General features: G+C 67.4%; 16 protein-coding genes, 1 pseudogene and 1 other annotated feature. Of the genes and pseudogenes, 8 read left to right on the forward strand and 9 right to left on the reverse strand.

What is annotated here, in order from left to right; translation table 11 throughout:
• Positions 1-33: 33 nt before the first annotated feature.
• Positions 34-690 (reverse strand): CatB-related O-acetyltransferase, encoded by a 657-nt coding sequence (locus NE857_RS16520; RefSeq protein ID WP_254421806.1) that lies wholly within the window; start codon positions 688-690, stop codon positions 34-36.
• A 230-nt stretch (positions 691-920) separates the two neighbouring features.
• Between NE857_RS16520 and NE857_RS16525 the strand changes: the two genes are divergently transcribed.
• Positions 921-2,129 carry an NsdA family TPR-like regulatory protein gene (locus NE857_RS16525; protein WP_486348427.1) on the forward strand — a complete coding sequence of 403 codons (1,209 nt, stop codon included), beginning with the start codon at positions 921-923 and terminating at the stop codon, positions 2,127-2,129.
• A gap of 29 nt (positions 2,130-2,158) precedes the next feature.
• On the opposite strand, the gene NE857_RS16530 is transcribed toward NE857_RS16525, so the two are convergent.
• A complete protein-coding gene (locus NE857_RS16530) occupies positions 2,159-2,611 on the reverse strand; it encodes a pyridoxamine 5'-phosphate oxidase family protein (RefSeq protein WP_254421808.1) in 453 nt (150 codons plus the stop codon).
• Between the two features lie 186 nt (positions 2,612-2,797).
• Between NE857_RS16530 and NE857_RS16535 the strand changes: the two genes are divergently transcribed.
• The 4 genes from NE857_RS16535 to NE857_RS34710 all read left to right on the forward strand — a co-directional run bounded on the left by NE857_RS16535 (position 2,798) and on the right by NE857_RS34710 (position 5,994).
• A complete protein-coding gene (locus NE857_RS16535) occupies positions 2,798-3,118 on the forward strand; it encodes a transposase (RefSeq protein ID WP_254421809.1) in 321 nt (106 codons plus the stop codon).
• Positions 3,076-3,189 (forward strand) — a sequence feature (AL1L pseudoknot). Its footprint overlaps the gene before it by 43 nt.
• A gap of 36 nt (positions 3,190-3,225) precedes the next feature.
• Positions 3,226-3,585 carry an IS3 family transposase gene (locus NE857_RS16540; protein WP_344013097.1) on the forward strand — a complete coding sequence of 120 codons (360 nt, stop codon included), beginning with the start codon at positions 3,226-3,228 and terminating at the stop codon, positions 3,583-3,585.
• Between the two features lie 512 nt (positions 3,586-4,097).
• Positions 4,098-5,576, forward strand: coding sequence for a group II intron reverse transcriptase/maturase (gene ltrA / locus NE857_RS16545; RefSeq protein ID WP_254421811.1), 1,479 nt, complete (start codon positions 4,098-4,100; stop codon positions 5,574-5,576).
• Positions 5,577-5,592: 16 nt separating this feature from the next.
• Positions 5,593-5,994, forward strand: coding sequence for a DDE-type integrase/transposase/recombinase (locus tag NE857_RS34710; RefSeq protein ID WP_425572166.1), 402 nt, complete (start codon positions 5,593-5,595; stop codon positions 5,992-5,994).
• Here the strand turns inward: NE857_RS34710 and NE857_RS16555 are convergent.
• Positions 5,891-7,288, reverse strand: a complete 1,398-nt coding sequence (locus NE857_RS16555) for an IS30 family transposase (RefSeq protein WP_254421812.1) — start codon at positions 7,286-7,288, stop codon at positions 5,891-5,893. The genes NE857_RS34710 and NE857_RS16555 overlap by 104 nt on opposite strands.
• A 44-nt stretch (positions 7,289-7,332) precedes the next feature.
• Here NE857_RS16555 and NE857_RS16560 point away from each other — a divergent pair.
• Positions 7,333-7,653 (forward strand): annotated as a pseudogene (locus tag NE857_RS16560) (integrase core domain-containing protein); the annotation flags it as partial.
• 71 nt (positions 7,654-7,724) lie between these two features.
• Here NE857_RS16560 and NE857_RS16565 read toward each other — a convergent pair.
• The 4 genes from NE857_RS16565 to NE857_RS16580 all read right to left on the reverse strand — a co-directional run bounded on the left by NE857_RS16565 (position 7,725) and on the right by NE857_RS16580 (position 10,563).
• Complete coding sequence (locus tag NE857_RS16565) at positions 7,725-8,663, reverse strand: phosphotransferase (protein ID WP_254421813.1); 939 nt, start codon at positions 8,661-8,663, stop codon at positions 7,725-7,727.
• Between the two features lie 7 nt (positions 8,664-8,670).
• Positions 8,671-9,486 (reverse strand): alpha/beta fold hydrolase, encoded by an 816-nt coding sequence (locus NE857_RS16570; protein WP_254421814.1) that lies wholly within the window; start codon positions 9,484-9,486, stop codon positions 8,671-8,673.
• Positions 9,487-9,556: 70 nt separating this feature from the next.
• Positions 9,557-9,742 carry a DUF397 domain-containing protein gene (locus tag NE857_RS16575; protein ID WP_254421815.1) on the reverse strand — a complete coding sequence of 62 codons (186 nt, stop codon included), beginning with the start codon at positions 9,740-9,742 and terminating at the stop codon, positions 9,557-9,559.
• A gap of 2 nt (positions 9,743-9,744) precedes the next feature.
• Positions 9,745-10,563, reverse strand: a complete 819-nt coding sequence (locus NE857_RS16580; protein WP_435873531.1) for a helix-turn-helix domain-containing protein — start codon at positions 10,561-10,563, stop codon at positions 9,745-9,747.
• A 213-nt stretch (positions 10,564-10,776) separates the two neighbouring features.
• Here NE857_RS16580 and NE857_RS16585 point away from each other — a divergent pair, with 213 nt between their 5' ends.
• A complete protein-coding gene (locus NE857_RS16585; protein ID WP_254416582.1) occupies positions 10,777-11,100 on the forward strand; it encodes a hypothetical protein in 324 nt (107 codons plus the stop codon).
• A gap of 133 nt (positions 11,101-11,233) precedes the next feature.
• The gene (locus tag NE857_RS16590) at positions 11,234-11,998 is read left to right on the forward strand and encodes a class I SAM-dependent DNA methyltransferase (RefSeq protein WP_254416583.1); all 765 of its coding nucleotides are present in this window, start codon (positions 11,234-11,236) and stop codon (positions 11,996-11,998) included.
• 356 nt (positions 11,999-12,354) lie between these two features.
• On the opposite strand, the gene NE857_RS16595 is transcribed toward NE857_RS16590, so the two are convergent.
• Both NE857_RS16595 and NE857_RS16600 read right to left on the reverse strand, forming a co-directional pair.
• A complete protein-coding gene (locus tag NE857_RS16595) occupies positions 12,355-12,909 on the reverse strand; it encodes a pyridoxamine 5'-phosphate oxidase family protein (protein WP_254416584.1) in 555 nt (184 codons plus the stop codon).
• 41 nt (positions 12,910-12,950) lie between these two features.
• Positions 12,951-13,814 carry a TetR/AcrR family transcriptional regulator gene (locus NE857_RS16600; protein ID WP_254416585.1) on the reverse strand — a complete coding sequence of 288 codons (864 nt, stop codon included), beginning with the start codon at positions 13,812-13,814 and terminating at the stop codon, positions 12,951-12,953.
• Between the last annotated feature and the right edge of the window lie 10 nt (positions 13,815-13,824).

Raw genomic sequence — 13,824 nt, forward strand, 5'->3', positions numbered from 1 at the left:
CAGGGGACCGCGGCGGGACCACGCCGCGGCACCTCAGTCCTTGAGGACTTCCCGGGCGATCGAGGCCAGGTCCGCGGGTGTACCGCCCATGATGAGGGCGGCATGTTCGGTGACGGCCTCGACCGGCCAGTCCCACCACCGGGCGCTCAGGAGCAGCGTTACGTCCTGCTCCGAGAAACGGGTCCGGATCTGGCGGGCGGGGTTACCGCCGACCAGCGCGTAGGGCTCCACGTCCTTGGTCACGACGCTGTGCGCGGCCACGATCGCGCCGTCGCCGATGCTCACCCCCGGCATGATCGTGGCGCCACGGCCGATCCACACGTCGTTGCCGATTCGGGTGTCCGGCGGCGCGGGGAGGGACAGGTAGGTGTCCAGGGTCTGTTCGGCCCACTCCCCACCGAACATGGTGAACGGGTAGGTCGAGGGGCCGATGGTGGGGTGGTTGCCCGCCGGCATGAGGATCGTGGCACCGGGGGCGATGGCGCTGAACCGGCCGATCACCAGGCGTTGGGGGCCGTAGTTGTACAGCACGCACGCCTGCTCGAACGGAACCCCGCTGCCTTCGTCGTCGTAGTAGGTGTACTCACCGACCTCGATCAGCTCGGAGGTGACCTGCGCCTTGAGGAAGACCACGTTGGTCAGGTCCGGGCGTGTGGTGGGGTGCAGACGGTTCGGATCAGGGGCAGGCACGGGGCTCCTTGTGCGCTGGACTTCTTCTACGCGGGGCCTCTCCGCCAGGGGGCGGGAAGCGGTTCGAGGTTAGCGATCCGGCGACCGGTCGGGTCAACCGGTTTTCGCCGCGAGTCCTGCTGCGGCTCCAGGTCCAGGGTTTTGAGGGCACAGCCAGGGCACAGTCAGGGGCCACGTGGAGGGCCCCAGCTCCTGCTGGGGCCCGAGAAAACATTGCCATCTACCGGCTGATGCCGGTCTTCCGCTTTCCTGGATCAAGCTGGGACGGGAAAGCAGGGATCGCGGTTTGGGTGACCGTGAATCACCTTCCTCCGAACCGAGACCTGCGGCACCGGGGCGGGGTAGCGCGCGCACCCGGGGTTTCTGATGGCAGCGCTCCTCTCAGGCTCGCTTCAAAGCTTCGTACCACTACCGTGCTCCCGGCTCGGGCGGGTGACAACCATGCGTTGGTCAAACCTTTCTTGGTCTTCTCGGCTTTGGCCCCGCAGAGCCCAGTGCCAGGATGGCGAGGTCACAGCCGGTCAAGTCGTGGCTGGGAGGAGTCGCCGATGGGACCCGGTGAGGGCGGAGCCGAGGAGGTCGCCGCATTGGTACGGGCTGTGAGCGCGCAGATCATCGACCAGGACACCCGTTTCGGGGCCCGCGACGTGGTGGGCACCGCGGTGCGGGCCGCTGCCCGGGCACACCGCATCGCCACGGCCCGATTCGGTGACAGCCGGGATGTCCTGGCAGCCGCCGCCGAGGCGCACCAGATCTCCGGATGGGTCGCCTTCGACTCCGAGCTCCAGGGCCTGTCCCGATACATGAGCGTGCGCGCCCTGCACCTGGCCCGAGCGGCCGGTGACCGGCCCATGGAGTACTTCGTGCTCAGCCAACTGGCCCTGCAGGGCGTCCATCTGCGCCAGCCGGTCGAGGCCGCGCAGATCTGCGAGAGCGCCCTGACCACGGCCCGGGGGAGCACGGCCACCCTGTTCACCCTGCGCGCCGCCCGTGCCGCGGCGCAGACGGGCGAACACCGCCGAGCCCGGCGCCTGATCCGCGAGACCCGCGAGCGCCACCTGGATGGCCCCGGACCGGGTGATCCGGCCTGGACCTGGTGGCTGACCGAGGCGGAGATCAGCTGGCACCACGGCATGGTGCACGCCGATACCGGTGCCTGGGGTCGGGCCGCCGAACACTTCGCCGACGCCTGCCGGCGCACATCGCAGCAGGGCCGCTCGGCCGCCGTCTACCGGGCGAGCCTGCTGTGCGCACTGGCCAGGGCGCGCTCCTGGTCGGAGGCCGAGAACGTGCTGGTGCACGACGTCCTACCCCATCGGGGTGCGGTGGCCTCGGTACGCGCCCAGCGCATGCTGGACCACGCCGCCCACCTCCTGGACGCGGCCCGGAAAAGACCCTCCCTCCGCGAGAGCGCCCGCCAGCTCCGCCGTCACCCCTGATTCGCGTGCCGGTCGTCGCTCAGGACGGGTCAGGGCAGGGACTTGGACAGGTCCTTGACCACGGTGCGTTCGGGGGTGAAGCGGACCAGGCGGGCGTCGTCGGCGTAGAACTGGAAGTCCGGGTGCCAGGCGCTCTCGTCATCGCCCAGGTAACGCCGGAGCTTGCGTCTGCTCAGCCCCGGGTCGAAGGGCACCACTTCGGCTCTGCCGCGCATGATCACCTGGAGGAACTCCATCCGCTCCAGGTCGCAGGTGTCCACCACCACGGCCGCGCGCGGATCGCGTTCCAGGTGCTTGGCCATGACCGCGTACTCCCCGGTGATCCACCAGAGAACGCCCCCCTCCCACAGGAACCAGACCGGTCTGACCGTGGGCGCCCCCGAAGCGTTGGTAGTAGCCACCCGGGCGACCAGGGGGCGGGCGAGGAAGGAGTCGACGTCGAAGGGATGTGTCTGCTGGGCAGTGCTCGCGGAATCGGTCACTTTTCCACACTAGGGAGTGTGCGACGGAGGGAGAAGGGGGATCTTTAGGCCTGTGGATAACATCCGCTCACGGGAATGGAAACGTCGCCCGTCGGGTTCGCGGGGCGCGCTTCGATGTCGTAGGCCGTCGGTACTGTTTCGTGCCGGGTGTGATGGAGACTCTCAAACCTGGGAAGGAAGAGAGACATGCCAGCACCGAGGAAATACCCCGATGAGCTGCGACAACGCGCTACCCGCATGGCCGTGGACGCTCGCCGGGACCCGGCCAGCCGCAGCGGTGCCATCGCCCGTATCGCCGACCAGCTGGGCATCAACCGCGAGACCCTGCGCAACTGGGTCACCCAGGCCGAGGTCGACGCCGGAGACCGCCCCGGCACCACCACCGACCAGGCCCAACGCCTGGCCGAGCTCGAACGCGAAGTGCACGAACTGCGGCGAGCCAACGCCATCCTCAAGTCCGCGTCGGCTTTTTTCGCGTCGGAGCTCGAGGGCCCACACATCAGATAGTCGCGTTCATCGATATCCACCAGCAGGAGTTCGGGGTCGAGCCGATCTGCCGCACGCTGCAGGTCGCCCCGTCCACCTACTACGCCGCCAAGAGCCGGGCCCCATCGCTGCGCTCACGCACCGATGAGGTCACCACCGCCAAGATCCACCAGGTACACGCAGACAACTACGACGTGTACGGGGCCCGCAAGGTCCACGCCGAGCTGAACCGCCAAGGCCACCGGGTGGCCCGCTGCACGGTCCAACGCCTGATGAAACGGGCCGGGCTGCGCGGGATCGCCCGCACCAAGCAGCCCCGCACCACGACGGGATCCACGGCCTCGGACACCCGCCCTGACCTGGTGGAGCGAGCGTTCACCGCCGATGCGCCCAACCAGCTGTGGGTTGCCGACATCGAGCGCTGCGAGGCGCTGCTGAACCCTGCGGTGATGAAAGGGCACCGCTCTTGGCCTGTCGCAGCAGGTTGAGGAAGCTGGAGGACGGTCGCCGAGCCCGGCATGGAGCCCGGTGGCGGAGCAGTCCTCGACAACGACGGGACGTCCCAGCACTGCCAGATGGGGCGGGTCCGGCTAGCGAGACGGAGAGGCATACGCAAGGAACCAGTGGCTGAAAGCCCCACAAGACGAGACCACCGACCCCGAGCCTGGCGGGTATGGGTCGGGTCGCACTGCGCACCCGCGTTGGCGCTTCGGCGGCGACGTCGGGAAACTCCTGGGCTGGGTGATGTCGCCGGTCGGGAGGCCACGGTGAAGGACTGCGGCGTAGTCGTGGCGATGGTGCTGGGGCATAACTGGGTGCCGATCCCGTCGAAGGGTTTCGCAGTGAACGTAGGAACCGTCCTGGCCCTGCCGGGAACATGCCACGACCAGTGGTAGGAGACCCGGCTGGGTACATGGTCTGCCGAGCGGGCCGGGGCGGGGCGGAGGACCCGTAGTAGTCCGAGGACGGGAAAGCCGTCCACATGGCGAAGGGGTCCAGCGTGATCAGCAATCGCACGAGCACGAAGGGAGATGCGCCGGTGAACACCGACGCTCCGTGGCCCGAGCCTTCCCGGGCATGGGCGCGGGTACTGACAATGCAGACGCGATTGCACCGTTGGGCGAGGTCCGATCCTGGACGTCGTTTCGATGATGTGTTCAACCTTGTCCACGATCCCGCGTTCTTGGTGGCTGCCTGGACGCGGGTGCGGGACAACAGGGGCGCCCGTACTGCTGGGATCGACGGCCTGGCGCCGCGCGATGTTCCCGGCGAGCGGGTGCTGATCGGCTTGGCCCGGCTGCGTGAGCAGATCCGGACCGGGACGTTCAGTCCGCAGGTGGTGCGCGCGAAGTCGATTCCCAAGGCGAACGGCAAGGTCCGGACGCTGGGGATCCCGACGACGGCGGACCGGATCGTGCAGGCGTCCTTGAAGCTGGTGCTGGAGCCGATTTTCGAGGCGGACTTCAAGCCGTCCTCCTACGGGTTCCGGCCCAGACGTCGTGCGCAGGACGCGATCGCCGAGATCCACTACCTCGGCTCGGGCACCCGCGACTACTCCTGGGTGTTCGAGGCCGACATCAGCAAGTGCTTCGACATGATCGACCACTCTGCGCTGATGGGCCGTGTGAGGCTGAGGATCAAGGACAAGAAGGTCTTGCGTATGGTCCGGGGGTTCCTCAAGGCTGGGGTCCTGTCCGAGGACGGGTCCCGCCGTGAGACGATCACCGGCACTCCGCAGGGTGGCATCTTGTCACCGCTGTTGGCCAACATCGCCCTGTCCGTCCTGGACGAGTACTTCGCCGCCAAGTGGGCGGCGTTGGGTCCGGAATGGACGCGCGTCAAGCACCGGCGGGCCGGTGGGCCGGTCATGAAAGTGATCCGCTATGCGGACGACTTCGTGGTCATGGTCCACGGGCAACGTCATCACGCCGAAGCGCTCTGGGACGAAGTGGCAGCGGTGCTCGCGCCGATGGGGTTGTCCCTGTCGGTCGAGAAGACAAGGGTCGTCCATCTCGATGATGGGTTCGACTTCCTCGGGTGGCACATCCAGCGCCGCCGGATGAGGGGTCGTGGTGGCAGGACGGCGGTCTACACCTACCCTTCGGCCGCGTCATTGGCCAGGATCAGGGACAAGGTCCGCCGTCTGACCCGCCGGGCATCGCATCGCACTCTCGCTGACCTGTTGCGCCGGTTGAACCCGGCGTTGCGGGGCTGGTGCGCCTACTTTCAGCACGGGGTTTCCAAGGCGACGTTCTCCTACCTCGATCGGTTCGCTTTCTGGCGGATCGTGGGCTGGTTGAAGAAGCGTCATCCCCGGTTGAACATGCACACCTTGGTCCGTCGTCACCTGCCCGGCTGGCAGATCCGTGATGGCGGGATCGAGTTCTTTCGCGCGTGGAAGGTCCCTGTGACCCGATACCGCTATCGAGGAGCGAAGATCCCAACGCCCTGGACCAGCGCAGTGACCGCAGCGGCATGACCACGTGGAGAGCCGGATGCTCAGGAATGGGCACGTCCGGTTCGGGAGGCGGCCAGCGGAAACCCATCCTGGGAAACCAGGGCAGGGCGCCGCTGGCCGACCTCACACCTACATCCGCACCTTCGCGGGTTGGGTCTACGCCGCGTTCGTCATCGATGTGTACTCGCGCCGGGTGGTGGGCTGGCAGGTGGCACGGTCGCTACACACCAGCCTGGCCCTGGACGCGTTGGAAATGGCCGTATGGAACCGGTCCCATGTCGGCCGACGCATCGACGGTCTGATCCACCACTCCGACCGCGGCGTGCAACTTAGGTTCAAGGGGTCCTCGCAACACCGGTTCGTTGAACCAACTGTAGATGCTCGTCGAAGGCCTCTGCGGGTGTCCTCCAACCGAGTGTCTTACGAGGCCTGGTGTTGAGCGTCCTCGCGATCGCCTCAAGATCAGTGGCACTATGCCGGGCCAGGTCCGTGCCCTTGGGAAAGTACTGGCGCAGCAACCCGTTTGTGTTCTCGTTGCTGCCCCGCTGCCACGGGCTGTGAGGATCGCAGAAATAGACCTCCAACCCCGTATCGAGCCGGAGCTGGGCATGCTGAGCCATCTCAGCACCCTGGTCCCAGGTCAACGATCTCCACAACTTCTCAGGCAGACCCCCGAACTGCGCTGCGATCGCGTCCCGGACCGCTTCGGCCCCGTGCCCCGCCAGCGGTGGCCCGTTCTTAACCGGGGCCACCTCGCCATGGCCCTCCATCCTCGGCAGGTGCAGTAGCGCCGTGAACCTGGTGGTGCGCTCGACCAGCGTGCCGATCGCCGACCCTTCCAGCCCGATGATCAGGTCGCCCTCCCAGTGCCCGGGCACGGCACGGTCAGCGACCTCGGCTGGTCGGGCGCTGATCAATACCTCGGGGGTGACGAAGTGCTTGCCGCGCCCACGCGTGCGGGCCCGCGGCACCCGTAGCGCCCGGCCGGTGCGCAAACACGCGGTGAGCTCGCGCCGCAGAGCCCCGCGCCCCTGAACGTACAGCGCCTGGTAGATCGCCTCGTGTGAGATCCGCATGGACTCATCCTCGGGGAAGTCGACCTTCAGCCGGTGGCTGATCTGCTCCGGGCTCCAGGCGGTTCCCCACCGCCGGTCGGCTCGACGGCCGTGCCGTCGTCCCTTCCAGGGCACGTTGGGGCCCGGGATCGGCCGGCCCTCGGCATCGGTCACGGTTCCCGCGAGCCGTTCTTGGACGTAGTCCCGCAACCGGTCGTTGATCACGAGCTTGGCGGCCTTGGGGCGGTGGGCCCGGCGTTCTGCGTGCCACTGGGCGACCGAGGCCCGGTACTCGATGCGGCCGCCACGGGTGGCGGCGTTGCGGCGCAGTTCGCGGGAGATCGTCGATTTATCGCGGCCTACGTGCCGAGCGATCTCACAAACACCCATGTTCTGCGCTTTGCACAGCGCGATTTCCTCGCGCTCACCGAACGACAGGTACCGGCCAGACGGAGCGTCCAAGGCGATAGGCGACATTCCACCAGCCTCACGGAACCACCGTGATCCGACCGGCGTTGACACGCCGCACGCTGCTGCGGCGTCCTCGGTGGACAGGCCTTCAGCGATGCGGGCCCAGAACTGGCGCTGGACCTGGCGCGCGTTGGTGGTCGGTCGCCCTGGTGAGCGCATCGGTGGCCTACCGGTAACAGCAGCACCCCAGCCTCGAGGTCGTCCCATTTCCACACCCCTTGATCGAGGTGTTGCGACAACCAGTTGAATCCGCCCAATATCTCGCGGTGCGCTACACCCAACGCCTGGCCGAGGCGGGGGCGGTGGCCTCAGTCGGCACCACCGGCGATTCCTACGACAACGCTCTGGCCGAGGCGTTCAACTCGCTGTTCAAGGCCGAGCTGATCCGTAACCGCGGGCCCTGGAAGGGGTTGGACGAGGTCGAGATCGCGGTGGCCGAGTACATCGACTGGTTCAACCACCGCCGCTTGCACGGCGAGATCGGGCTGGTGCCGCCAGCGGAGTTCGAAGACAACTTCTACCGGCAGGAAGCCGTGTCAGCACACGACGAAGCGTTGGTTCCGAGCCTCTAAAGAACCCGGCACGAAACACGCCCCGGCCTGAGCTGTCGGCCATGACGGTCCCTCCCCGATCGGCGCCCCGCTTACTGCTGGGACGGGGTGGCGCGCCACTGGTCGACGGCCGGGTTCAGGTACTCGGCCAGGACCGGCAGCTTGGGGACGAGTTCGAGGGTGGCGATCACCCGCAGCATCCCCACCGCGTTCACGAAGGCCAGCACGTCCCCGTCGAGCTCGCGCTGGCCGTTGCGGCGCGCGCCGCGGTTGTAGGCGGCCTCCAGCTCCGGGCCCAGCGCGGCCAGGTCCCACTCCACCGGGCCGTAGGAGACCAGCTCGAAGTCGGCGTAGCGGTCCCCGTCCGTGGCGGCGAAGATGTTCGCGGGCGGGGAGTCACCGTGGATGGGTTGCAGGTCGATGCCGGGGAACGCCTTCTGGAACTGCTCCTGTGAGCTGACGAGCGGCTCCAGGGCCTGCCACTCGCGGCGGGCACGTGCCAGGTCCTCGGGGGAGATGAGCTCGGGGTGCTCCGCCAGCTGGTCGAGGCTCGCGGACAGGGAGTGCGGCTCGGCCGCGCCCAGGAAGTTCAGCTGGCCGGGGTAGTCGCGCAGGGCGGCGTGCAGGGCGGCGGTGCTCTCGGCGTTGGCCGCGTAGTCGGGTTCGGTGTCGCGGTTCTCCGGAACGTACTGCCAGAAGGTGATGGAGAAGCCGTCGCGCTGGACGGGTTCGCGGGGAACGAGCGGGCTGGGCGGGAGCACGGGCACGCCCTGGTCGGCCAGCCACCGGGTCACGTCCAGTTCCGAGCGCTGGCGTCGGGAGATGGAGTCCAGGCTCACCGAGTCGGGCAGGACGGTGGGGATGCGGGCCACCACGGGTGCGGGTTCGAGGTGGACGACCACGGAGAACAGGTCGTGCAGCAGGCGGGGCTCGGTCACGGTGAGCCCGAGCTCGCGTCCGGCCGCGACAGCGGCGTCCACGGCTGCAGAGGTTCGATCGGCGAGCTGTTCTTGGGTGAGGAATGCGGTCATCAGGCGATCATTCCACGCCCAGGAGCTGGGCGGATGTCACCCGGCGCGCTGTGTCGACCCGGTCGAGCCAGTCACGGACGAGCGCCCCGACCACCTCGGTCTGCTCGAGATGCACGTTGTGCCCGGCGGCGTCCAGAACGACGAAGCTCCCTCGGGTGTAGTGATCCCGAAGCGCCAGGCCGTCCTCGAATCCGACCACCTGGTCCTGGCGGCCGAAGACGTGCAACGACGGGGCTTCGAAGGGGTCGTCTGTGTCGGCCTCGGGAGCGGGGGCTTGCGTGTAGCGCGCGCCGAGACGCTCCAGGACTTCCTGGTTCGCACCGCGCAGGCCCGGTAGGACGAAACGCTGGAAACGCTCCAGAGTCTCGGAAGTGTGCACGACCGCGATCGCAGCGAACTCCTCCCGAGCATCGCCGGCGCGCTCAAGGACATCGGCGTCATGGAGGGTGACCCGGTGTTCCGGAAGTCGGCGCAACGCGTGGTCCGCCTGGAAGACGCCCGCGAGCGTTGCCAGGCCCAGGCACTGAGAACGGAGTGTGTGCGCGATGTGGCGGGCGATGATCGCGCCGAACGAATTGCCAACGACGGCGAAGTCGCCTTCGCCGACGATCTCCTGAACTTCAGCGAGGACCGCGTCGGCGAGCTCGCGTGGAGTCTGCTCCCCGGTGTCGTCAGCGCCTTCCGCCCACGGAAGATCCAGGTAGATCCGCTTCCAGGCCTGTCCCTGGGGCATGTCTTCGAGCGGGAGCAGGATCCGGTGGTCGACACCGAACCCGTGGATGACGACGAGCGGTGTGCCTTCTCCGTGGACCTGAGCGATCATCGCTCGAACCTATCGGCTGCTGCTTGGTGGTGGGCCGGGGGATCGACCCACCACCGAGCAGTACTCAGGGTCAGGAGCGGGGTGCTTCGGCAGCGACCAGCCGCGCGAAGGTGGCCCACTCACCGGCCCCGACAGGGAGGAAGCCCAGTTCGGGGTACTTGGAGTCACGGATAGCAGCGCCGGTGGGCAGGTCTGCGACCTCTACGCAGTTGTCCCCGCCGGTGGAGTAGGAGGACTTACGGAACTCCAGCAACATGATCAGGCTCGCTTGTCGTGCTCGGCGGCGATGGAACCGATGAGGTCGAGAGACCTCTGCGGGTCCAGTGCCAGGTTCTGGACGGCGTCGAAGATCAGCGCGTGCTGATCGAAGTAGTCTTCATCCTCAACGTACAGCGCCTCTACCACAGTGGGGATTGAGACTATGCCCGGTTCTGGCCGGGGAAAATCGAACAGGCTGAAGGCACCATCGATCGCAGGGTGAGCCCCGGATTCATCGCAGACCACCAGGATCGTCACCTTGTAGTGCGCCGCCATCCCGACTAGGAAGCGCAGCTGTTCGGCCATGATGCTGTGTGAACCCACGACCTTACGCAAAGCCGGTTCGTCGATGACTGCTGTGAGCTGTGGTCCTTGGGGCAGGTCCAATACCGCGCGACGAGCCATCCGCGATTCCACCTTGCGGTCGATCTGCTCAGGTGGAACTACCTGGCTGGCCAAAGAGACCGCCGCAGCGTAGTCCGGTGTTTGCAATAATCCGGGGATCACAACTGCCTCGTATGTCCGAATTCGGACTGCTTCCGCTTCCAGGTCAGGCAGTGGACCCGTGAAAAGGTCAGCGTATTTGTGCCAATCACTGCGCCCGCGAGACTCCTCGGTCAGACTGAGAAGATGCGCGCGGTCGTCACCCTCCACCTCGTAGAGGTCAAGCAGAGCCTCGACCTCGTCACGCCGGGGAAACTTCCACTCATTACGTTCGGCTCTGGTCAGCTTGGTGGCCGAGGACCAGCCCAGTCGCTTCGTCGCCTCTGCGGCGGACAGCCCGCTCGCGGCTCTGAGTCGTTTGAGCGCAGCCGACAGTCGTCGCCGTCGCACCCCGGGCGAGTGCCCACCAGTCACGGAAACCCCTTCCAAGCAGTGCGTTCGTGCCTCGATCGTAGTGGTGTGCACGGACAGCAGAATTTTTTAGTTCAAACACAATAACTCCTTGAAATTGTGTCTGGACACATGCACACTGGAGTCAGTCGCGCACTTATACCTGGTGCCACCTCCTCTCCGTAAGGAGCAGACTCCATGGCGTCATCTATCTCTGTCTGTGTCTCGAGCGAGGCCTACACCGAGATCGTCCAGGTGATCCGGGGTGGTGAGCCCGACGAGGACGGCATGCCGCTGGCCGGTCTGATCTCCCCGTTCGCCTCCACTCTGCGGAACCCGCACTGCGCCTGCACCTGCGCCCCGCTCCCGTACGGGTTCTGGGAGATGCTGGACCGGCTGAACCCCTACGGCGACAAGAGCGACATCTGGTTGCGCACCCTCGGATCCGAGCAGAAGGCGCCGCCGCTGCCCGAGGGGGCCACCCTCATCGACACCAGGCGGGTGACCTACGAGATCAGGTGAGACCCAACGACCGTGTGAGTCGACGGCATCACCACGTACGGTGGTGCCGCCCGTTCGCATGGCCGCACCAAAGCACGGGGTTCGGAGTGAAAAACCCGTTGGCCGCAGGGGATCGGGGAACCACAATGACCCCATGGTTGATCGACACTTCTCCCACCCGGACCTGGCTGAGCTGTACGACTACTTCAGTCACTGGCAGGTCTCTCCACAGGACAACTTCTACCTCGACCTCGTCATGAACTCCCGCTCCGTCCTGGACGTGGGGTGCGGGACCGGCAAGATCCTGCGGGTGGCGCGCGAGCGCGGGCACACCGGACGACTGGTGGGACTGGACCCGGCCAACGCGATGCTGGACGTGGCCAACAAGGACCGGGACGACGTCGAGTGGACCCTGGGCGACCTGGTCGCGGGCCCCTACGACGGGGAAGCCGAACCGCTGGAGGGAGGCGGGTTTGACCTCATCTTCATGTCCGGGCACGCCTTCCAGGTGTTCCTCACCGACGACGATGTGCGCGCCAACCTGACCGCGGTTCGGCGGTTGCTGGCCGAGGACGGCCGGTTCGTGTTCGAGACGCGCAACCCCGCCGCACGTGGCTGGGAGTCCTGGAGCCCCGAGCGGGTGCGCACCGTGGACGGTCCCGGCGGGCTCAAGGCGACCTGCGTGCACCGCCTGCGCGAGGTGGCGGGCGAGCTGGTCACCTTCACCTCCGACTACAGCGTCGAGGGTTGGGCCGAACCCGAGGTCATTCACAGCACCCTGCGGTTCCTGGACGCAGATCGCCTGAACGCCTTCCTCACCGAGGCCGGGCTGGAGGTGGGTGCCCAGTACGGCTACTGGGACCGCAGCCCGCTCACCGACACCAGCGCGGAGATCATCACCTTCACCCGCCCCGCCTGAAGGCAGGGAGCCCGAGCGGGATACTGGAAGGTGAAGAATCCCTGAGGAGGTGCCCGTGTTCTTCTTCTACAACAGCCGTTGGGGCTGTGTGACGTCCCTTCTGGTTTCGGCTGCCCTGACCTTGCTGCTGCTGTTCCTGTTGGGCTGGATCTGACCCGGCCCGCTCTCAGGGTCCTGCCTCATGGAGGTGTTCCAGCCAGGAGTGGTCGCGGCGGAGCAGGAGGACGCCGGTGTCGGAGTGCTCACGGAAGCGGTGCCCGCCCGTGATCCACCAGGGCGCGTGGACCCCGGCCAGCGGGGCGGCGGTCTCCGGCAGGGGCAGCGGATCCCAGGGGCTGCGGGGTCGGCGGCCGCGCTCACCCCGGGACCACGGGTAGGCCGTCGATGCTGGCGGCGTTACGTTCGCGCCAGTAGTCGTCGAAGTACCGCTGGTCGCGGCGCTCCTGGGCGCGGTCCAGGATGTCGCGGTCACCACGCAGGTCCATCAGGGGCACGGACCACCCGCAGGAGTCCGAGATCCGTTGGACGTCCACGACGATCACCGAGCGCTGGCCGAGGGTGCGCTCCTTGGTGAAGTGTGCGCGCAGTTCGGCGAACTCGGGGTCGGCGGGCAGGACGGCGCGGCCGCGGCCGTGCAGGCGGACGATGTTGGGCGGCCCTTCGAAGGCGCAGAACATCAGCACGACGCGGCCGTTCTCGCGCAGGTGGGCGATGGTCTCGGTGCCCGAGCCGGTGTAGTCGAGGTAGGCCACCCGGTGCTGGTCCAGGACGGCGAAGGTACCGCCCATGCCCTTGGGTGAGACGTTGACGTGGCCGTCGGCGTCCAGGGGCGCGGTACCGACGAAGAACACCGGTTGGTCGAGGAGGAACTGTTCCAGCCGGGGGCCGATGGAGTCGTGGATTTTTCCCATGGCGGTCAGTCTGGCACGCGGGTGTTCCCCGGGCCCAGGGCTTATCCGTCCGCCTGGTTCGTTCGCCCACCCGAGCCGGCAGCAGTGTCGATGCGGTGCTGCATGCCGTCGAGCAGGGCGTCCAGGCCGAACTGGAAGGACTCCCAGGCCTCCTGTTCCAGGTAGGGCTCATCGGGGTCGGTGTTGTCGAAGGCACCGCTCTGGGTCATCAGGGCCAGGGTGGGGAAGCGTTCGGCGAAGTCGTCGGCGACCTCCTCCAGTTGGGCGGAGCGGGCGTACCACCACTCGTCCTCGGGCACTCCGGTGACGGTCGCGGAGTGGCGGGCCTCGGCGGCGGTGCGGACCATGCCGCGGAGCAGGTTGAGGATGCTGCCGTAGGCGCCGCTGATGGCTTTGGGCGGCAGCCCGGCGCGGTGCAGCACCGCGGCCAGGGATTCGTAGTGCCGGTACTCGTTGGGGCCCAGGACCGGGCGGGCCTGGGAGATCTCCAGGACCCAGGGGTGGCGCAGGTAGAAGTGCCACAGGTCGCCGGCCTGGGCCAAGACCTCCTCGCGCCACCCGGTTTTGTCGGTGGCGGTCTCTGGGGTCGGGGTGCTGGGGGACCGGTCTTCCCGCTCTCGGACCAGCTCGGCGAAGGCGTGGTCGTACATGAGGTCGATGAGTTCGTTCTTGCTGGCCACGTAGGTGTACAGGGACATGGCGGTGCGGCCCAGGCGTTCGCCCACGGCGCGCATGGACAGGGCCTGCATGCCCTCGGTGTCGGCGACCTCGATGGCGGTCTCCACGACCAGGTCCACGCTCAGCTGCGATTTGGGGCCGGGGCCGGTGCGTTCGGCCGTTTCGTGGTCGCGCCACAGCAGAGCCATGGAGCGGCGCGGGTCACCCTGCCCGGCGTAGATCACCACTTGCATCTCC

This window comes from Nocardiopsis exhalans (genome assembly GCF_024134545.1).
GTDB lineage: Bacteria > Actinomycetota > Actinomycetes > Streptosporangiales > Streptosporangiaceae > Nocardiopsis > Nocardiopsis exhalans.